Source organism: Kineosporiaceae bacterium (genome assembly GCA_016713225.1).
Lineage (GTDB): Bacteria > Actinomycetota > Actinomycetes > Actinomycetales > Kineosporiaceae > JADJPO01.
On sequence record JADJPO010000004.1, the window covers coordinates 271,661 to 291,561 of the forward strand.

Genomic DNA, 19,901 nt, shown 5'->3' on the forward strand with positions numbered 1-19,901 from the left:
CGACCATCGACGATCATTCGTAGGGGTTCTCCGGGGCCACGACCTCACGCACCGAGACGGCGCGCAGCTGGGCGGGCGCCTCGATCTCGTCACTCACGGGCAGCTCGGTGGCGACCCAGGTGCCTTCGACCTCGACCCAGGTATCGACGGCGGGTGGTGGCGTGGAGGTCAGGATCGCCACCCGCCAGGCCGAGGCGTCGCCGGCGCAGCATTGGATGGACATCCGGGTCACGAACCAGCGGCCGCCCTCGTCCACGGTCACGAACCCGACCAGCCGCACCCGCCGACCGGCCAAGGTCTGGTTCGGATCCCACAACGCCCGCGCGACGTACTCCGACACCGGCAGCGCCACCACGGGAGCGGCCGGCAGGGGTTGCCACCCCGAGTCGGCAGGAATGACCTCGACCTGGTCGGTCACCACGGCCGCGTCCACGGCGCGGGCGGCCGAGAACGCCCCGAGCGACGGCGGTGCCAGCAGCGCGAAGAACACCGCCGGGACCGCGAGCAACCAGGACACCCTCGGCATCCCGTCGTGCGCATGATGGCCGTCAGGGTCCGGCTCGGGCGACGGCGACGCGGCCATGATCCGAGCCCGGTCCCGTCGGCGCCAGTCGGTCAGCGCGCCGTGCACCGCGAGCAGGAGCAGGACCACCCCGGTGGCCAGCAGCACCACCCGCATCCCGGGGCGCACGTAATTGACGTACCGGCCGCTGGCCACCGTGGCCAGGACGAACGAACCCAACGCCAGCAACAGGATCCGGCCACTGAGCGGGGTCACAGCAGCACCACTCCCACCACGACGCTGGCGGCGACCGCGGTGACGAAGGTCGCCGGGGCGAAGCGGACGGCGAACCGGCGTCCGAACGTGCCGACCTGCATCGAGACGAGCTTGACGTCCACCATGGGACCGACCGTCATGAAGGCGAGTTGGGCCGTCGGGGAGAACTGGGTGAACGAGGCGGCGACGAACGCATCGGCCTCCGAGCAGATGGCCACCAGGACGGCGAGCGCGGCCAACACGAGGACGGCCAACCACGGCCGGTCCTGCAGGGCGAGCACCGCCGAGGTGGGCAACAGGACGTTCACCGTGGCGGCGAGCATGCCTCCGAGGACCAAGAACCCCCCTGCATGCAACAGATCGTGGCGCATCGTCTCGAAGAACACCTCCCGGGGCGGGGTGCCCTCACCGTGCGGCCGACGCGGCATGCGCAACCACTCGGTACGGCCGCGTCTCAGCCAGAACCACCCCATGGCCACCGCGGCCACCAGCGAGGCCGTGAACCTCGCCAGAACCATCTCGGGGCGCCCCGGGAACGCGACCGACGTCGACACCAGCACGATCGGATTGATCGCCGGGGCCGCCAGGAGAAAGGCCAGGGCCGGGGCAACGGGGGCACCCTTGGCGATCAGCCCGCCGGCGACAGGAACCGAGGCACACTCGCACCCGGGCAGCACGACCCCGGCCAGACCGGCCACCGGCACGGCCACGGCCTGCCGGCGCGGGAGCACCGCGAGCAGCTTGCTCAGCGGCAACGCGGCAGCGATGGCGGCGCTCAGGCCGACCCCGAGCACCAGGAACGGCAGCGACTGCAGGCTCACCGAGACGAACACGGTCGACCAGGCACTCATGCGTGGGTGGCTCGACACCCACGCGTTCAGGTCCTCGCGAGCCACGACGGCGACCAGCAGGACGGCCACAGCGGCCCAGCCGGCCAGTCGCCCCTGTCGCGACGCCCGGTGCCGGGTGGCTGCCGGTGTTCCCGGCAGCGCGGGGGCACGCGTGGACTGCGTCATGCCGTCATCGTGGGGTACCCGGTGCCCGGCCCGGTGGATCTGTGCGGGCGCGTCGTCCGACCAACTCCACGATCTCGGCCTCGGTGCGGGCGTGAGCCCCGGGAGCCTCCCTGCCGACCGCGACGAGTCGATCGAGCACCGACAGCACCCACGGACGACGCAACCTGGCCTGTGCCAGCAGCCGCGTATCGCCGAGCAGGACGGCGGGCGCACCCTGGCGGACCGTCCCCGCCGTGACCACCGCAAGGTGGTCGGCCCACGCCGGGGTCAAGGTCATCCTCCGAAGTGGTGTTCCGCCGCGGGGTCGAGTCACCGGATGGGTGGACGCAGCAGCGGGCGGTCGAGCGATGGCCGCATCTTATTGAAATTCATAATCATTGTCGATTTGATGGGAGCGGGACCGGATACGATCCTGCAGACACGTCCCGGCGCACGAGGAGAGGAGGAGACAGCATGGTCATCTCGGGAGCCCGACCGGCTGTGCGCACCACCCGGCAACGAGCGGCGGTCGCGGGCATCCTCGAGGAGATCGAGGGATTCCGCACCGCGCAGCAGGTACACGAGCTCCTGCGCGGCCGCGGCGAGCAGATCGGCTTGACCACGGTGTACCGCTCGCTCCAGCTACTGGCCGCCGACGGAGCCGTCGACAGCCTGCGTGACTCGGGTGGAGAGGTCGCCTACCGACGCTGCCGGTCGGCGCGTCATCACCATCACCTGGTGTGCCGCAGCTGCGGCCGCACCGTGGAGATCGCCCCCCGGGGTATCGAACGTGCAGCCGACCGGATCGCCGTCGAGCACGGCTTCACCGACGCGAGTCACCTGATCGAGATCTTCGGGGTCTGCCCCGACTGCACCGCCACCCCTACATTGGCCCGGTGAGACGCGCATCTACCGGTCTGCTCACCGACCGCTACGAGCTGACCATGGTCGAGGCCGCCCTGCGCAGCGGCGCGGCCGACCGCCGTTGCGTGTTCGAGGTGTTCGCCCGCCGGCTGCCGGACGGGCGCCGCTACGGCGTGGTCGCCGGCACCGGACGCCTGCTGCAGGCGATCGAGGACTTCCGGTTCACCGACACCGAGCTCACGGCACTGGAGTCGGTGGTCGACCCGCCGACACTGCGCTGGCTGGCCGACTATCGATTCGCCGGCAGCGCCTGGGGCTACGGCGAGGGCGAGACCTTCGTTCCGGGCTCACCGATCTTCGGGGTCGAGGGCAGCTTCGCCGAGGCCGTGGTGCTCGAGACCCTCGTGCTCTCGATCCTCAACCACGACAGCGCGATCGCTGCCGCGGCCAGCCGCATGGTGGTCGCCGCGCACGGACGGCCCTGTCTCGAGATGGGCTCGCGCCGCACCCACGAGGAGGCCGCCGTGGCCGCGGCGCGGGCGTCCTACCTGGTCGGGTTCGCGGGCACCTCGAACCTCGAGGCCGGACGCCGCTACGCCATCCCCACGATCGGCACCGCCGCCCACGCCTTCACGCTGCTGCACGACGACGAGACGTCGGCCTTCGCCGCCCAGGTGGCCTGCCTCGGCGCCGAGACCACGCTGTTGGTCGACACCTACGACGTCGAGCAGGGGGTGCGGACAGCGGTGGAGGTGGCCGGGGCCGCGCTGGGCGCCGTCCGGCTCGACTCGGGCGACCTGCTCGACCAGGCCTACGCGGTACGCGCTCAACTCGATGCCCTGGGCGCGCGCACGACCAAGATCGTCGTGACCAGCGATCTCGACGAGTACGCCATCGCGGCGCTGGCCGCCGCACCGGTGGACTCCTACGGCGTGGGCACCTCGCTGGTCACCGGCTCGGGCGCCCCCACCGCAGGGCTGGTCTACAAGCTGGTGGCCCGTGAGGGCGCCGACGGCGGCATGGTCTCGGTGGCCAAGCGCAGCCTGGACAAGACCAGCATCGGCGGACGCAAGTGGGCGATGCGCCGCCGCTCGCACGGAGTGGCCCAGGCCGAGGTGGTCGGCATCGATCATCTGCCGGCCGACACCCCGGACGACGGCGCCGATCGCCCGTTGCTGGTGCCGCTGATCGATCGGGGCGAGAGCATCGGGGCCGAGCCCCTGGACGCCGCCCGCGCCCGGCACGCGGCGTCACTGGCCGAGTTGCCCGCCACCGCCCGCCAGCTCTCGCGGGGTGAACCTGTCATCCCGACCATTCTCGAACCCTGAGGAGACCCCATGGCCCGTGCGCTGATCATCGTCGACGTGCAGAACGACTTCTGCGAGGGCGGCTCGCTGGCCGTCACCGGCGGGGCGGGGGTGGCCGAGCAGATCGCGGTCTTCCTGCGCGCTCAGCGGGATGCGTATGCCGCCGTGGTCGCGACCCAGGACTGGCACGTCGACCCGGGCGCCCACTTCGCCACCACTCCCCCGGGGCCGGACTTCGTCGACACCTGGCCGGCCCACTGCGTCGCCGCGACGGACGGCGCGGCCAGCCACCCCGCTCTGGACGACGTGATCGGCGACGGCCTGATCGACGCCTGGTTCACCAAGGGCGAGCACGCCGCCGCCTACTCGGGGTTCGAGGGCGCCACGGACGCCCCCTCGGGTGAGCGGGTCGGCCTGCGCGAGTGGTTGCGCGAACGGCAGATCACCGAGGTCGACGTGGTGGGCATCGCCACCGATCACTGCGTGCGGGCCACCGCGCTGGACGCCGCCGCCGCCGACCTGACCACCCGGGTGCTGCTCGATCTGACCGCCGGCGTGGCCCCCCAGACCACCGCCGCGGCCCTGGAGCAGCTGGCCGAGGCCGGCATCGAGTTGCTCGGCGAGCCGGTACTCGGCTGACCCCGAAACCCCGTGATCATGCAATCCGTGCACGTTTTGTGCACGGATTTGCGGAGGGTTTGCGCAGTGGGGTGGCGCCGGGTCAGGCGAAGTCGCCGGCGTCGCGGCGCAGGTCGGTGAGCAGATGGACCAGCCGCGTGACGCCGTCCGAGTCGAGACCGGGGGCCGCGAAGACCGTGACATTCAGGTCGGCGGTGGCGGCTCGAGCAAGGTCACGCCCCGCCGGCGTCAACTCGGCCAGGGTGGCGCGGCGATCGCGCGGATGCGGCACGCGCAGCACCAGACCGGCGGCCGCCAGACGATCGACCAGGTTGGTGACGCTGGCGGGATGCACCTGCAGCCGCTCGCCCAACCGCGACAACGGCAGCGCCCCGGTGCGGGCGAAGCTCAGCAACATCAGCACCTCGTAGCGCGCGAAGCTCAACCCGTGCGGGCGCAGCACCTCCTCGATCCGGGCGAGCAGGATCTGCTGCGCCCGCATGATCGAGGTGACCGCCGCCATGCCCGGTGCCGCCGCAGCCCAGCCCGAGCGTTCCCAGTGCTCGCGGGCCTCGCACACCGGGTCGAACGGAAGGGGTTTGTCGGCCATGGCGCGCGGCTCAGACGTTGCGGCGGTACTGGCCGCCGACCTCGAAGAACGCCTGGGTGATCTGGCCGAGTGAGCACACCCGAACCGTCTCCATCAGTTCGGCGAAGACGTTCCCGCCGGACGCCGCGACGTGCTTCAACTGCTCCAGAGCGGCCGGCGCGTCAGCGGCATGGCGGGTGTGGAAGTCGGCCAATCGCTGCAATTGGGACTGCTTCTCGCCTTCGGTTCCTCGGGCCAGGGCCAGCGGGCCGGCCGCGGCGGTGGGGTCCGCATCCTGCTCGGTGGGGGCGAGGAAGGTGTTCACCCCGACGATGGGCAGCGAGCCGTCGTGCTTGCGATGTTCGTAGCGCAGCGACTCGTCCTGGATCCGCCCGCGCTGATAGCCGCTCTCCATCGCGCCCAGCACCCCGCCGCGTTCGGCGATCCGCTCGAATTCGCGCAGCACCGCCTCCTCGACCAGATCGGTGAGTTCGGAGACCACATAGGAACCCTGCAACGGGTTCTCACACCCGGCCAGGCCCCACTCGGCATCGATGATCATCTGAATCGCCAGTGCCCGACGCACCGAGTGCTCCGTCGGCGTGGTGACAGCCTCGTCATAGGCATTGGTGTGCAACGAGTTCGCGTTGTCGTAGATGGCACACAACGCCTGCAGCGTGGTGCGGATGTCGTTGAAGTCCATCTCCTGGGCATGCAGCGAACGACCCGAGGTCTGGACGTGGTACTTGAGCATCTGCGAACGCTCGCTCGCGCCGTAGCGCTCGCGCATCGCGATCGCCCAGATCCGCCGGGCCACGCGGCCGAGCACGGTGTACTCGGCGTCCATACCGTTGCTGAAGAAGAACGACAGGTTGGGCGCGAAGTCGTCGATCGCCATGCCGCGCGCCAGGTAGCTCTCGACGTAGGTGAAGCCGTTGGCCAGGGTGAAGGCCAGTTGACTGATGGGGTTCGCCCCGGCCTCGGCGATGTGATAGCCGCTCACCGACACCGAGTAGAAGTTGCGGATCCGGTGGGCCACGAAGTACTCCTGCATGTCGGCCATGCAGCGCAACGCGAACTCGGTCGAGAAGATGCAGGTGTTCTGCCCCTGGTCCTCCTTGAGGATGTCGGCCTGCACCGTGCCGCGGACCCGGGCCAGGGTGCTCGCCTGCAGACCGGCACGTTCGGCCGGCGTCGGTGGCCGACCCTCGTGCGCGGCGAAGACGTCGACGGCGGCCTCGATCGCGGCGTTGAAGAACATGGCCAGGATGGTCGGCGCCGGCCCGTTGATGGTCATCGACACCGACGTGGTCGGCGAACACAGATCGAAACCCCGGTACAGCTCACGGATGTCGTCGACGGTGGCGATCGACACCCCGGAGGTGCCGACCTTGCCGTAGATGTCCGGCCGCGGGTCGGGGTCACGCCCGTACAGGGTCACCGAGTCGAACGCGGTCGACAGTCGCGTGGCCTGCTGCCCGGCCGAGAGCAGGTGGAACCGCCGGTTGGTGCGGAACGCGTCGCCCTCACCGGCGAACATCCGGGTCGGCGCCTCGGCGTCGCGCTTGAGCGGGAAAACCCCTGCGGTATAGGGGAAATGGCCCGGCAGGTTCTCGCTGCGCCAGAACGAGACCAGCTCACCGTCGTCCTGGGTTCGGGGCAGCGCCACCCGGGGAACCGAGGTGTCCGACAAGGTGGTGCGCCGCAGCGGGGTGCGCACCTGCTGCCCACGCACCGTGTAGACCAGCTCGTCGCCGCGGTACTGCTCCACCACCTCGGGCCAGGCGGCCAGCGCCTGCCGGGTGTCGTCGTCCAACGCCGCCTCGGCCTGGCGCACCAGCGTCTCGATCGCACTGGTGTCGGCCCCCGAGGCCGCCAACTCGCTCAGCGCCGTGATCAGGTGTTGCCGACGGCGCACGGCGGTGGCCAGCTCGAGGGTGCGGTGGTGGTGCGCCCGCACGGATCCGGCCACCTCGGCCAGATAACGCACCCGGGACGGCGGCACCACCGGGCGTGCGCCGGTCGACTGTCGCAGCTCGACCGATGGCAGCTCGAGCCGCCCCGGTGAGGCCGGTAACCCCTTGGCCACCAGGGAGTCCCGCAGGAATCGATACAGCGCGCTCACCCCGTCGTCGCCGAACCGGGCCGCGCTGGTGCCGAACACCGGCATGTCCTGCCAGTCGAGGCCGAACGCCTCACGATTGCGCACGAGCTGGCGGGCGACATCACGGCGGGCGTCCTCACCGGTGCGTGACATCGAGCGTTCGACCTTGTTGACCGCCACCGCGTCGGCGACGTCCAGCATCTCGATCTTCTCGAGCTGCGAGGCGGCGCCGAACTCGGGGGTCATCACATAGAGCGAGATGTCGGCCAGGTCGGCGATCGCGGCGTCCCCCTGCCCGATCCCGGGAGTTTCGACGATCACCAGGTCGCTCATCGCCCGGCAGGCAGCGATCACCCGGGCCAGGTGATCGGGCAGTTCGCCGATCGCCCCGCGGGTGGCCAGCGAGCGGAAGAAGGTGCGCTCGGGCGCCAGCGAGGTCATCCGGATCCGGTCGCCGAGCAGCGCCCCGCCACCGCGGCGACGCGTCGGATCGACCGCCAGGACGACGACCCGCAGGGTGTCGTCGTAGTCGGTGCGCAGCCGCCGGACCAGTTCGTCGGTCAGCGAGCTCTTACCCGACCCGCCGGTGCCGGTGATGCCGAGCACCGGCACCGGGTGCTCGGTGGCGGGCTGGTTCACCTCACGACCGGCTTCGATGCGGGTGATGCGGCGGGCGAGTGCCCCGGCATCCCCGTGGGCGGGGGGCAGGTCGGCCAGGTCGACGTCGCACTCGCGCACGATGAGATTGATCATTCCGGGCAGACCCAGCCGCTGGCCGTCCTGAGGTGAGAAGATCCGCACCCCTCGCTCGGCCAGCAGGGCGATCTCGTCCGGGACGATCACCCCGCCGCCACCGCCGTAGACCCGCACGTGCCCGGCGCCACGCTCGCGCAGCGAATCGACCAGGTAGCCGAAGTACTCCACGTGGCCGCCCTGGTACGAGCTGATCGCCACCGCCTGCACGTCCTCGCTGATCGCGGCGTCGACCACCTCGGCCACCGAACGATCGTGCCCCAGGTGGATCACCTCGCACCCCTGGGCCTGCATGATGCGGCGCATCACGTTGATGGCGGCGTCGTGGCCGTCGAACAGGCTGGCCGCCGTGACGACGCGCACCGGGTACTTGGGTACGTGGAGCTGGGACACCTGCGGGTCGGGACTGCGGTCGGTCATGGCCACCTCTCAAGAAGCTATGACTTCAAACTATATGACTTCCGAGAAAGAGACCAGGCCTCGGCCGATCACCTCCGGATAGGGTCGCGACATGACCAGCCCGACCAGCCCGAGCGAGCCCTTGCACGATCTGCCCGGGTCGAGCACCGACGCCGGCACCGGCCCCGTGGTCGCCGAACTGGTCGAGGCGCTCTTCGACGATGCCGGCCCCCTGGGCGCCCATCGCGACCACCGCGCCGCCTGGTACGGCGAGACCGTGGGGTGCCTGCTCGTCGAGGCGTCGAACACCGAGCGCGCCACCGAAGACCTGATCTCCCGAGACCACGCGCTGCCGGTGTTGCTGGCCGGGCGTGACCGGCAGCAGGTGCGCGCCGCCCGTGACCTGCTGGCCGAGGACGACCGCGTCGAGCTGGTCGGCGTGCGCCTACCCCTGCCCCAGGTGGGCGCGCTGGCGGCCGCACACCTGTTGGCCGCGTTGGACTTCACCGTGCCGGCCTGGATCGAGCTCAGCCCCGCCTCGGGGTGGGCCGACGTGGTGCGGGTGCTGGCCGGGGACGGCGCCGAGAGCCTGACCCTGCTGCTGGACGACGCGAGCCCGATCGAGGCCGCCCGACTGCTGCGCGCGGTGATCGACCACGACCTGGCGTTCCGCCTGGGCGGCGCCGACCTGCCGGTGATCACGCCGGACGCCGCGGCCTCACCGTCGGGCGGGCGCCGTTACGGCGTCCTGAACGTGCTCTGCGCCGTCCGGGCCGCCCTGAACGGCGCCGAGTCGCCGGCGCTCGCGGCGATCCTGGCCGAACCCGACTCCGCCCCGCTCACCTCGGCGTTGCGCCGGATGAGCGAGGCGGATGCCGCGGTCGCGCGCGGGTTCTGCACTGCGGTGCAGGTGGACGACGTGGCCGCGATGGTCGCGCAGTGGGTGCGGCACGGGCTGATCGGGCCCGAGGACTGACCGGCCCCGTTCGTTCAGCGGCTGGGGACCACCACGGTCTTGGGCAGCTTGTCGTGCAGGCACTGGCGCTTGCTGTCCCACAGACACCACAGCACATTGAGCAGGCCGTAGAGGCCACCGATGGTCGGGATGGCCGAGGGAACCCCGGCGCCGGCCCAGCGCAGGGCCGCCTGGCCCCAACTGAGCTTGCCTCCGGCGATCGGCTGAACCCGCACTCCCACCAGCATCTTGCCGAGCGTGGCGCCCTTCAGGCCGAGCAGGGTGACCTCGTAGATCCCGCTGACCACCAGTCCGATCAGGGTGATCTTGAAGGTCTCGGCGGTCACCGACACGGTCTGCCCGGCAGTCGTCGCGTCGCTGGCCGCCTTGAAGATGGGCTGCAGGATCGGCCATGCCAGGGCCAAGGTGACGGCGCCGGTCAGGATGCCGTCCACGATCCGGGCCACCAGGCGCAGACCACGCGAGGCATACACGGTGCCCGACGGCGCACCGGGGTATCCATACGGGGCGGCTGCGGCGTATCCCTGGTTGGCGGGCGGCGGATAGGCACCGTACTGCGGCGGGTAGGGCGTTCCGGCCGGCTGGGAGTACCCCGGGTAAGGCGACGGCGCCGGGTCCTGCGGGGCGCCCCAGGGGGCCTGGCCGGCGGCCGGGTCCTGCGGAGCCCCCCACGGGGCCTGGCCCACGGCCGGCTCCTGCGGAGCACCCCACGGAGCCTGCGGCGTGGGCTGGGCGGGTTGCCCGTAGCCCTGGTTGCCGTAGTCCGAGGTGGGCGTGCCGTAGTTCGGGGCAGGGTTCTGGTCCGGGTTCTGAGCCGGGGAGCCGTACCCGGTGGACCCGGCGTCCTGCCCCGAGGTCGCATACCCCTGGCCGCCATACCCCTGACCGGCATCGCCGGAACCCTGAGCCAGAGACCCCTGATTCGGATCTGTCGTGCTCTGGTACGGCGCCGGCTCGGGTGCCGCCGTGGACGAGGGCCGGGTGACGGGGCTCCAGGCGGCACCATCCCACCAGCGCTCATGCCCGGGCATGGTCGCGTCGGGGTACCAACCGGGTGGCTGCGACGAAGTCATGCCCCAAGAGTGCACCATCTCGGCCGTCGTTCCCTCACTCTGCGACGAAGCGGCCTCGCGTCGCGCCGTCCCGTGGCGAGAGATCGTCAGCCGGTCACCACCCGATTACGTCCCGTCCGCTTGGCGGAATACAGCGCGGCGTCCGCACGGTGCAGCACGGACATGAGGTCACCGGCCGGCCCGCAGGCGACCCCTGCACTCAGGGTCAGACCGAGCCCGTCGGCCAGATGACCCCAGTGATGTTCCTGGGCGCGGCGGCGCACCCGGGTGGCCACCTCGGCGCCGAATTCGACCGAACTGGTGGGCAGGGCCAGCAGGAACTCCTCCCCACCCCAGCGCGCCACCCGGTCGACCGCGCGCACCGACGAACTCAGGACGTGCGCCACCTCGCGCAACGTGGCGTCCCCCACGGCGTGGCCGAACCGGTCGTTGACCATCTTGAAGTGATCGATGTCGACCATGACCAGACACACCGACTCCGCCGGCGCCATGGCCGCGCAGAACCGTTCCACCCCACGGCGATTGGCCAGGCCGGTGAGCGGATCCTGCTCGGCGGTGCGGATCAGGATCTCCTCGCGCGCCTCGAGGTCACGGCGGCGGCCCTCGACCCCGGCGCGGCCCCAGATCTGGTCCATGAACCCACCGATCTGGCGTCGGTGACGCAGCCAGACCAGCGTGCTCAGGCTGCGCATGTCCGACAGCGCCCCGGCGGTGTTCCCGGCGCGTTCCCGGGCAGCCGAGCGCAGCTCGAGGGCATGCAGGTGTTCCACCAGGTCGCGGTCGGGGTGCAGCCCGTCCAACGCGCCGTCCAACTCGACGAGGGCCTCGTGAGGCTGGTCGAGCATGAGCAGGCAACGCCCTCGGGCGAGCTGCAGCTCGGCCAGGTCGCGCCGCGTGGGGCGGGCGCGCACCGGCCCTCGCGCAGCTGCCTCGGCGCGCTCCAGCTCACCCCACGCCGTCCGGGGCTGATCGCGCTCACACAGCACCTCGGCCACCAGGCGCGGGCCGACCACCAGGGCGACCGGCCCCCGTTCGCCCGAGGCCAGCGCGCGGCCCAACTCATCGGCGGTGTCCAACAGCTGGTCCCGGCGCGCCGCGTCGTCCGCAGCGAGCTCGCGAGCCCGCACCAGGGCGACCTGGGCCATCAGGCGTGCGGACGCCGTCCAGCGGCGCTGCCCCTGGGTGGTCTGGTTCAGCGCGATCTCGGCGAACCGCAACGCCCGTTCGTGGTCGAAGAACTGGCAACACAGCAACGCCAGCGTGCCGGCCATCCGCGCCTCGGCCGCGCGGTCGCCGTCCTGCGTCGACGGAGAGAGCGACTCGAAGGCCACCAGACCGCGCACCGCCAAGTCGAGCGCCTCGGAGACCTCCTCCGAGCGCAGCGCCGAGATCGCCGCCGTGACGTAGCAGGTGGCGGCGTGCGCACTCTCACCCAGTTGTTCGTAGAGCGCGGCGGCGTCGGCGTCGTCCCGGAAGGCCTGGCGGGCGCTGGGCCGGCCCCCGCGGGCCAGCTGATCGCGGACGACGGCGCAGGCCTGCAGCAGTCGCGCCCGGTCGAAATCGCCCGCCACGGGCAGCAGCCGCTCGGCGTCGGCGAGCCAGACGCGCGCGGTGGCCTCGTCGCAGTCGTGCGGCACCGCTCCGAGCAGCGACTCGACCTGCGCCAGGCGGCGTTCCAGCAGGTCAAGGCGCAATTTGCCACCCTGAACCAGCTGCAGGGGCAGGTGCTCGACAGGTGTCGTCGCGCCGGCCCTCCCCGAGTTCATGTACTCAGAGTGCCATGTCCATCGCAATCTGTACTCAGTTCACGGGTGCCAATTTTATCGGAGTGTCACGGATCAACTTCACAAAGTAACCATCACGGGGCGAAAACCTTGCCCGGGTTGAGGATGCCTGCCGGGTCCAACGCCCGCTTGAGATCCCGGTGCACCTGCAGCCCGACCGGCCCGATCTCGCGGGCCAGCCAGTCGCGCTTGAGGACGCCGATGCCGTGTTCGCCGGTGATCGTGCCCCCGAGTTCGAGCCCGAGTGCCATCACCTCGTCGAAGGAGGCCTGGGCGTGGGCAGTCTGCTCGGGATCGGTGGCGTCGAACACCACGGTCGGGTGCATGTTGCCGTCACCGGCGTGGCCGACGACCCCGATCACCAGGCCTCGCTCGGCGGCGATCCGTCCCACGCCGTCGATCAGGTCGCCGAGCCGGCTCCGCGGGACGCACACGTCGTCGATCAAGGTGGTGCCCAACTGCTCCAAGGCCAGCAGCACGCACCGACGGGCCGCCAGCAACAGGTCGGCCTCGGCGGGGTCGCTCGCCTCGAGCACCTCGCCGCCGCACCGGACGGCGAGCTCGCCGATGGCGGCCACCTCGGCCGCGCCGACCTCGCCCCCGGAGTCGGACTGCCACAGCAGCATGGCGGCGGCGTCGTCCGGCAGATCGGCACGCAGGTAGGCGCTGGAGGCCCGCAGCGAGGTCGAGTCCATGATCTCGAGCAGGCTCGGCTGGTGCCCGCCCGCCACCACGGCGGCCACGGTGTCGGCGGCGGCCCGGGCCGAGTCGAACAGTGCGGCCGCGGTCGCGGGACGGCGGGCCACCGGTCGCAGCGACAACGTCGCCTCGGTGATCACCCCCAGTGTGCCCTCGCTGCCGACGAACAACTTGGTGAGGTCGTAGCCGGCCACGCCCTTGACCGTGCGCCGTCCGGTGCGCAGCACCTCGCCGGAGGCGAGCACGACCTCGAGTCCCAGCACGTAGTCGGCGGTCACGCCGTACTTCACGCAGCACAGCCCGCCCGAGTTGGTGCCCAGGTTGCCGCCGATGGAGCAGAACTCCCAGCTCGACGGGTCCGGCGGGTAGAACAGCCCGGACGCCTCGACGTGGCGGCTCAGGTCGGCGTTGAAGATGCCCGGCTGGGTGACCACGAACCGGTTGGCGACGTCCAGCTCGAGCACCTCGGTCATCTTCTCGGTGCTCACCACCAGGCAGCCCTCGATGGCGTTCGCGGCCCCCGACAGTCCGCTACGGGCACCCTGCGGCACCACCGGGACCCCGAACCGGCTCGCCACCCGCAGTGCGTGCTGCACGTGGGCGGTCTCGCGGGCCAACACCACGGCCAACGGCATGCCGGCCGGGCAGAACATCGCCCGATCGTTGCGGTAGCTCTGCAGCAGGTCGTGATCGGTCAGGACGACGTGCGCGGGCAAGTGCTCGGCGAGCGCGGCCAGCACGTCAGCGTGATGGGTACCCATCGACCCAGGGTAGTGAGCTGCTCAAGATGCGGGCCTGGTTGGCCGAAGGGCTCTACGACGAGTCAGCGCGCGCCCTGAAGGAGTGCGGTCGATGGTCGCTGCAACCGCAATGTCGGCCACGGTGTCGGCACCACCCATGCGTCGGCGCGGGCTGGCCCGGTGGCGCCTGCCCGAGCTGCTGGCCTGTACCGGCATCGCGTTGGCCGGGGCCTGGCCGGGGACGCCGCTGTCCTCGACCCACCTGATCATGGTGACCGCCTGCCTCGTGCCGCTCGGGGTGCGCACCCTGTTGCGCCTCGAGGAGGCCCTGATCATCCCGGCGCCCGCCGCGTTCTACACCGACCTGGGCCGCACCGACTACCGCACCGTGTTCGACCACACCCGCACCGCGCTGGCCGTGCTGGACGTCGACGCCTCGGGTGAGGCGCGCATCCACCGGGCCAACCCGGCCTTCACCGACATCCTCGGGCCGGTGATCACCCCGGTCGACGGCGAACCGGCCCGTCTGGATCCGCAGCGGGTGTTCGCTGCGGCCGACGCGGTTCGGCTCGCCCAGGCGTTGGCGGCCCTGCACGCGGCCGAGCTGACCACCTGGGACGGCGAGCTCAGCGACGATCAGGGCGAGGCAGTGCGCGTCGGCCTGGTCCGCCTGCCCGGCGCCGACGCCGCCACAGCGCGTGCCGTCGTCCGACTCGGCGTCAGCCTGGTCCCCCTGGCCACCCGGCCATCCCCCCAAACCCCCGACGCAGCCGACCCCACCCCCCTCCCCCAAGCCAGCTGACCCTCCCCCCTGATCGCCACGCCCCCTCCCCTGATGAGCGCGATGTCACGTCACGCTCGTCCAGCGAGCGCGATGTCACGTTGCGCTCGTCGGGGATGAGCGTGATGTGTCTCGCTGACCGATCACCGATCACGCTGTGCTGCTGTCGACGGCGTGGTGAATCCGACCGGAGCACTGCGAGCCACTCGTCTGGCGTTGAGTCACTGTTCTGGGGTTGCGGTCACTGGGCGCCTGGCACATCACGGCAACAGTGAGCTGCTGGGTGGACAGTGCTCGAATCCGGTGGCCAGTGGATGTCTGTCAATGGCCAGGTTGTGGTCCCCGTTGGTGGCCAGTTGGAAGTCCCCACTCCTCGGGGTTGATCAGCGTGTGTTCTTGGTGGCACCTCCCCGGGCTCGGGCTTGTTTCATCCGGTAGGAGTCGCCGTCGGTGACCACGGTGTGGCAGTGGTGCAGGAGCCGGTCGAGGAGGCTGACGGCGGTGGTGTGTTCGGGCAGGAACCGGCCCCAGGACTCGAACGGCCAGTGCGAGCCGATGCCCAGGAGCGACGTTCGTAGGCGGCGGCGACGAACCGGAACAGCAGTTGGGCGCCGGTGTCGTCCAGGGGCGCGAACCCGAGTTCGTCGACCAGGACGACGTCGTTGCGCAGCAGGTTCTCGATCACTCTGCCGACGGAGTTGTCGGCCAGGGCGCGGTAGAGGGTTTCGACGAGGTCGGCGGCGGTGTAGTAGCGGACGCGGTGTCCGGCCTCGACGGCGGCGACCCCCGAGAGCGACCAGGCAATGCGATTTGCCGGTGCCGCCGGCCCGATGAAACAGGTGTTCTCCTTGCCGCGGATCCACTCCAGGGATGCGAGGTAGTCGAACGTTGCCTTCGGGATGGAGGATGCGGCGACGTCGAACTCCTCCAGCGTCTTGACCACCGGAACGCCGCCGACCGCATCCGGTTGCGGGCATTGGACTCATCGCGGGCGGTGATCTCGGCCTCGACCAGGGTGCGCAGGAACTCCTCCGGGCTCCAGCGTTGGGTCTTGGCGGTGATGAGCAGCTCGGGGGCGAGACGACGCATCGCGGCCATCTTCAGCCGTTTCAGGCCCTCGTTGAGGTCGGCGGCCAGCGGCGGCGCTGCGGTGGTCACGACAACTCACCACCGATCGCGTAGTCGGCCAGGGACCGGGTCGGCACCGAGGGCAGGGTCATGACCAAGGCTTCGCCCGCCGGGCGCGGTGTGGGTGCGGCACCGGCGGCGGCGAGGATGGAGCGGACGTCGTCGGCGCGCCACCGCCCGAACTCGACCGCCCGGGCCAGCGCCGCGAGCAACGCCTCGTGGCCGTGGGCATCGTGCAGGACCAGGATCTGTTCCAGCTCGCCGGGCAGCCGGCTCACCCCGGCCGCGGCCGCACCGACCAGGAACGCCTCAGCGACCTCACCCAGGGCCAGGAACCGTTTCTCCACAACGGTTTTCGGTCGCGGCGCGCGACGTGGCTTGTCCGGGCGGGTCGAGCCGTAGTGCTCATCAAGGATGCTGGTCTCACCCGGGGCGACCAGGGTGTGTTCGGCGACGACCTCACCGGTGAACGCCTCCAGCACCTGCACCCGCGCGTCCAGCACGGTGAGCAGCACGCTGGTGCCGATGAGCCGGTTCGGGACCGAGTAGCGGGCCGACCCGAACCGGACACAGGACAGCTTGTCGACCTTGCGGCTGATCGGCGCAGCGCCGACCTCGAGCCGCAGCGACGGCAACGGCCCGAGTAGGTCCCGTTCGGCCTCGAGCCGCTCGGCGGGGACGGCGCAGATCTCCGAATGGACCACCGTGTTGACCTCGGCGCACCAGTGGCCGGCGGCCCGGTTCGCGCCGCCCAGATCACTCACCGACGGTTCGGCCGGCACCATCAGGTCCCGCTTGGCATACCCGACCAGCGCCTCCACGATCCCTTTCGACTCCGGATCCGCGGCCTGGCAGAAGTCCGGCCGGAACCCGTAGTGGGTGGCGAACCGGACATAGTCCGCGGTCGGAACCACCACATCGGCGACCACCCCAGCCTTCAGGCAGCCCATCCGGTCGGCCAACACGGTCTTCGGGACCCCACCGAGGACCTCGAAGCACTCTGCGAGCAGCCCGAGTGTGGTGGACGCCTTCTCGTCGGCGGCGAACCGGAAGAACCGGATCCGCACCAGGCCAACACCGCGCAGAACACGTGCACCCCCGCCTGGACACCCCAATCGATCACCAGCGTGTCCCCGGGCGTCCACACCGCCGGACGACGGCCCCGATGATGACCCCGCCGCCAGGCCGCCTTCTGCGCCGCGACCAGCCGCCGGAAGTTGCGGGCCGACCCCCCATAGCCCGCTGCGCGGGCAGCCGGTAACAGCCGCTTCGCGCTGATCTTCCCGTGCGTCGCGCGGACCTTGTCCGCGACCAGCGAGCTGACCTCGTCGTAGTTGTGGCCCCGGCCCTGGCGTTCCGATCCGCCATCACCGGCGTTGTGTCGTTCGACGACCCGCCGCACCGTCTTGTGCGTCGTCCGCAGATCACTGCGGCCGCTCGATAACTGCCCACCTCACGGTAGGCAGCCAAGATGTCCATCCGTTCCCTCGCGTTCTTCAATACAGGCACCCCTGCGCGGTCGATCCGATGTCTGGTTGGCACCGACACCGTCACCGCGCAGGGCCACTCACCCCGGACAGGACACGCGAGGAGTGGGGACTTCTAACCGGCCACCAGCGGGGACCACCACCTGGCCACCAGTGGGGACTTTCTCATGGCCACGGACAATGTCCGCTCCCGGTCAGCTCTCTGCGCGCTGCGTCTCACAGCCGAAGGCATATCGGCAGCGGCTCGAGCACGACGCCTGGGCGAACACCCACGCAGGGCGGGCGACACGTCACGCGATTCACGCACAGCGATCTTCACCCAGCCCCGCCCCGCCCCGGCCCATCCCTGACGAGCGCAATGTGACATCACGCTCGTCCAGCGAGCGCGATGTCACAGTGCGCTCGTCGGGGATGAGCGTGATATGCCTCCTGACCGATCACGGTGACGCTCCGAGACGTGATGGAGAGCCGGTCCAACTCCCCCAGGCGTCGATCCGTTGGGCGTCGAACGTCTCGGTGTATCCCGCACACTCGGGCACGGTGATCACTCGGTCGGGAATGCTGCCGCCGGTGAGGTGCAGATGCTGCCCGGTCCGGGCGATGACCGTCCCGTCACTGCTCAGGACGTCGATGCGTCCGTCCTCGGCGAGGCGTCCCGTGGTGCCTCTGGGCCAGATGACGAGCAGATCGCCCACGAGGAGGCAGGTGCCGCGTTGGGTCAACGACCCGGACAGCTCCGCGAGCATCGCGGAGCTGGTGCCGTCTGGGGCGGGCCAGTTGGACGTCGGCAGCGCCACCGAGGTGGCAGCAGCTGACGCAGGAATCACGGTGCGGGTCGGATGGTCCATGAGCCGCGGCGCAAGGGCGACGGCGACAGCCACGCCGAGGGCGGCCGCCGCTCCTCCCAGCGCGAAGGTTCGCTTCCTGGCCCGCCGCGACCGGCCGCCCTGGATGGCCCGTTCGATGTCCAGTGCAGCGGGCGGGGCGGGCGCGCCGAGAGCTCGGGCGAGGATGGTCCGAGCGAAGTTGTCGTCGGTGTGCTGGTTCACTGCTCACGCATCCTTCCAGCGGCTGCGTCATGGTCGGCCCACGGCTCCGCTGCGAGGGTCGTTCTCAGCGTGGCGAGGCCGCGTGAGATCTGGCTCTTCGCGGTGCCGACGGAGCAGCCCATCGCCGCGGCGACCTGCTCGAGGCTGAGGTCCTCCCAGTAGCGCAAGGCGATCGCCGTCCGCTGGCGGGGCCCGAGCGCTCGAAGCGCGGCGACGATCGCGTCGTCCGGACCCTGGTGTCGGTCCCCGTGCCCGGCGTCGACCGGAACGTCGGCCACCGACTTCTCCCGGCGGAACCAGGGGGATCGAGTTCGGTCCACATACAGGTTGATCAGAACTCTTCGGGCGTAGGGCTCGGGTCGTCCGCGGGTGGTGATGGCGGCCCAGCGGGCATAGAGCCTGATCAGCGTCTCCTGCACCAGGTCATCGGCGATGTACCAGTCACTCGACACCAGGAACGCCAGCGCCCGCAGTGCGCCCTGGTGTGCCCGTGCCCAGTCGCGAAATTCCTGCTGCAGAACGGCCTCACGGTCCGCGCTCGTGGTCACCACACCTCCCTGACCGTCACCACGTTTCCGGTGCTCGCCAAGGTTGCATGCCCCAGCAGGAATCTCGGGGACGGCCCGCCCCGGCTGACGCGCGGCACAACGAGATCGCTGGTCCGACCAAGGAACTTGGCCTCGCGGACTCAGGTCGGAGGAGTCCGCCAGATGGCCAAATCACCACCTGGAACGGATACGACCCGAAGCCCGTCCGGACCGACCAGCTCCCAGGGCTCCAGATCCTCGGCCGTGGGCACACGCACCCAACTGCCGTCGGCAAAGTCCAACTCCAGGTGCCCGTCCTTGAACGCGAGGCCCCGCCGGGCTACCTGCCGACAGACCGCCAGCGCCGGAGCCAGCCGCACCGGATCACCCTCCAGAACGATCAGGTGCTCAACACCCTCAGCCGTTCGATACACGAACAACTGCTCGATCCGCAGAGTCACGTCATTTCCGAAACGGAACGTCAGCGCATAGTCGACGCAGCAGGTAACCACAGGCTGATCTGCGACCGGCAGCACCCACCGATCCGACGACTCGCTGACATCAGGCCCGCTCACCGACCCGGCCACCCTGGCCACGGACCCACGTAGTCCTCAGGGATGTGCGTAGTCGCAGGCGGCCCTGGCTTCCCGAAGACATCCACAGGTTGGCCATGCGAGTTGCAGACGCGCGCGCATAACCGTTCGGGTACTTCGGAGTCGGTTCCATGATGCGGATCATGTCTGCCTTCCCCGTCGCGCCGGGCCACTGGTGTCCGGGGAAACCCGGGTCAAGCTCCACCCGAGCGAGACCTCGTCAGCCGCCATCAGTCTCACCGAACGGAACCGTGGTGGCCCCTGCCTTCGACCACCGCTGCGCCGCCCTCTCGACCTGAGCAGGATCGCCTGCCAGGACAACATGGAACGGGATCGCGGGCCGGTCCCACCACTCGCCGAGCTCGACCGGCTGTGCCCACTCCTCGGCAGCCGATGCCAGGGAACGCGCTAGCCAGTCGAGCGCTGCGGCGTCCTCCTCGTCTGCGAGGACCTGATCTGGCTCCGTGATCGTGACGACGTACCCCTCGCCAGCAGGCAGGCTCTCGAGTTCTGCGATGCACTCATTGAATGCGTCCTCGTTCTCTCCGAAGTAGAGCGGGAACTGCATCGCCGCCGCGAACTCGTTGAGCACGCCCCCGAGTGTCCGCATCTTTCGGCCACGGACCACACGGACGGTCAGGCCGGACTCGACCCAGC

At 70.5% G+C, this 19,901-nt stretch carries 17 protein-coding genes and 2 pseudogenes; 5 read left to right on the forward strand and 14 right to left on the reverse strand.

The window, feature by feature from the left end; genetic code table 11:
• Positions 1–13: 13 nt before the first annotated feature.
• From IPK24_17780 to IPK24_17790, 3 genes are read right to left on the reverse strand one after another with little or no spacing between them, the layout of a single operon-like run.
• Positions 14–778: a TIGR03943 family protein gene (locus IPK24_17780; protein ID MBK8077364.1), complete on the reverse strand. Its 765-nt coding sequence runs from the start codon at positions 776–778 to the stop codon at positions 14–16.
• Positions 775–1,794, reverse strand: coding sequence for a permease (locus IPK24_17785; protein MBK8077365.1), 1,020 nt, complete (start codon positions 1,792–1,794; stop codon positions 775–777). Before IPK24_17785 ends, IPK24_17780 begins: the two co-directional genes overlap by 4 nt.
• A gap of 4 nt (positions 1,795–1,798) precedes the next feature.
• On the reverse strand, positions 1,799–2,071 hold the full coding sequence (locus IPK24_17790) for a hypothetical protein (protein ID MBK8077366.1): 273 nt from the start codon (positions 2,069–2,071) through the stop codon (positions 1,799–1,801).
• A 176-nt stretch (positions 2,072–2,247) separates the two neighbouring features.
• On the opposite strand from IPK24_17790, the gene IPK24_17795 reads away from it, so the two are divergent.
• The 3 genes from IPK24_17795 to IPK24_17805 are packed head-to-tail and all read left to right on the forward strand — an operon-like array spanning position 2,248 to position 4,583.
• Entirely contained in the window at positions 2,248–2,673 is a 426-nt protein-coding gene (locus IPK24_17795) for a transcriptional repressor (GenBank protein MBK8077367.1), read from the forward strand.
• Entirely contained in the window at positions 2,670–3,965 is a 1,296-nt protein-coding gene (locus IPK24_17800; GenBank protein MBK8077368.1) for a nicotinate phosphoribosyltransferase, read from the forward strand. Before IPK24_17795 ends, IPK24_17800 begins: the two co-directional genes overlap by 4 nt.
• 9 nt (positions 3,966–3,974) lie before the next feature.
• Complete coding sequence (locus IPK24_17805; protein ID MBK8077369.1) at positions 3,975–4,583, forward strand: isochorismatase family protein; 609 nt, start codon at positions 3,975–3,977, stop codon at positions 4,581–4,583.
• An 82-nt stretch (positions 4,584–4,665) separates the two neighbouring features.
• Here the strand turns inward: IPK24_17805 and IPK24_17810 are convergent, their stop codons facing one another.
• Entirely contained in the window at positions 4,666–5,172 is a 507-nt protein-coding gene (locus tag IPK24_17810; GenBank protein MBK8077370.1) for a MarR family transcriptional regulator, read from the reverse strand.
• 10 nt (positions 5,173–5,182) lie between these two features.
• Complete coding sequence (locus IPK24_17815; GenBank protein ID MBK8077371.1) at positions 5,183–8,428, reverse strand: cobalamin-dependent protein; 3,246 nt, start codon at positions 8,426–8,428, stop codon at positions 5,183–5,185.
• Between the two features lie 91 nt (positions 8,429–8,519).
• On the opposite strand from IPK24_17815, the gene IPK24_17820 reads away from it, so the two are divergent.
• Positions 8,520–9,383 carry a hypothetical protein gene (locus IPK24_17820; GenBank protein ID MBK8077372.1) on the forward strand — a complete coding sequence of 288 codons (864 nt, stop codon included), beginning with the start codon at positions 8,520–8,522 and terminating at the stop codon, positions 9,381–9,383.
• Between the two features lie 14 nt (positions 9,384–9,397).
• Here IPK24_17820 and IPK24_17825 read toward each other — a convergent pair whose 3' ends face one another.
• The 3 genes from IPK24_17825 to IPK24_17835 form a co-directional block, all read right to left on the reverse strand.
• A complete protein-coding gene (locus tag IPK24_17825) occupies positions 9,398–10,456 on the reverse strand; it encodes an RDD family protein (protein ID MBK8077373.1) in 1,059 nt (352 codons plus the stop codon).
• An 86-nt stretch (positions 10,457–10,542) separates the two neighbouring features.
• Positions 10,543–12,222: a GGDEF domain-containing protein gene (locus tag IPK24_17830; GenBank protein MBK8077374.1), complete on the reverse strand. Its 1,680-nt coding sequence runs from the start codon at positions 12,220–12,222 to the stop codon at positions 10,543–10,545.
• A 92-nt stretch (positions 12,223–12,314) separates the two neighbouring features.
• Positions 12,315–13,700 carry an FAD-binding protein gene (locus IPK24_17835; GenBank protein ID MBK8077375.1) on the reverse strand — a complete coding sequence of 462 codons (1,386 nt, stop codon included), beginning with the start codon at positions 13,698–13,700 and terminating at the stop codon, positions 12,315–12,317.
• Between the two features lie 91 nt (positions 13,701–13,791).
• Here IPK24_17835 and IPK24_17840 point away from each other — a divergent pair, with 91 nt between their 5' ends.
• Entirely contained in the window at positions 13,792–14,481 is a 690-nt protein-coding gene (locus IPK24_17840) for a PAS domain-containing protein (protein MBK8077376.1), read from the forward strand.
• Between the two features lie 362 nt (positions 14,482–14,843).
• On the opposite strand, the pseudogene IPK24_17845 reads toward IPK24_17840, so the two are convergent.
• From IPK24_17845 to IPK24_17870, 6 genes and pseudogenes are all read right to left on the reverse strand, one after another.
• Positions 14,844–15,558: pseudogene (locus tag IPK24_17845) on the reverse strand (ATP-binding protein).
• 56 nt (positions 15,559–15,614) lie between these two features.
• Positions 15,615–17,088: pseudogene (locus tag IPK24_17850) on the reverse strand (IS21 family transposase).
• 424 nt (positions 17,089–17,512) lie between these two features.
• On the reverse strand, positions 17,513–18,124 hold the full coding sequence (locus tag IPK24_17855; protein ID MBK8077377.1) for a hypothetical protein: 612 nt from the start codon (positions 18,122–18,124) through the stop codon (positions 17,513–17,515).
• On the reverse strand, positions 18,121–18,672 hold the full coding sequence (locus IPK24_17860) for a SigE family RNA polymerase sigma factor (GenBank protein ID MBK8077378.1): 552 nt from the start codon (positions 18,670–18,672) through the stop codon (positions 18,121–18,123). Before IPK24_17860 ends, IPK24_17855 begins: the two co-directional genes overlap by 4 nt.
• A 140-nt stretch (positions 18,673–18,812) precedes the next feature.
• The gene (locus IPK24_17865) at positions 18,813–19,226 is read right to left on the reverse strand and encodes a hypothetical protein (GenBank protein ID MBK8077379.1); all 414 of its coding nucleotides are present in this window, start codon (positions 19,224–19,226) and stop codon (positions 18,813–18,815) included.
• 238 nt (positions 19,227–19,464) lie between these two features.
• Positions 19,465–19,836: a barstar family protein gene (locus IPK24_17870; protein ID MBK8077380.1), complete on the reverse strand. Its 372-nt coding sequence runs from the start codon at positions 19,834–19,836 to the stop codon at positions 19,465–19,467.
• Between the last annotated feature and the right edge of the window lie 65 nt (positions 19,837–19,901).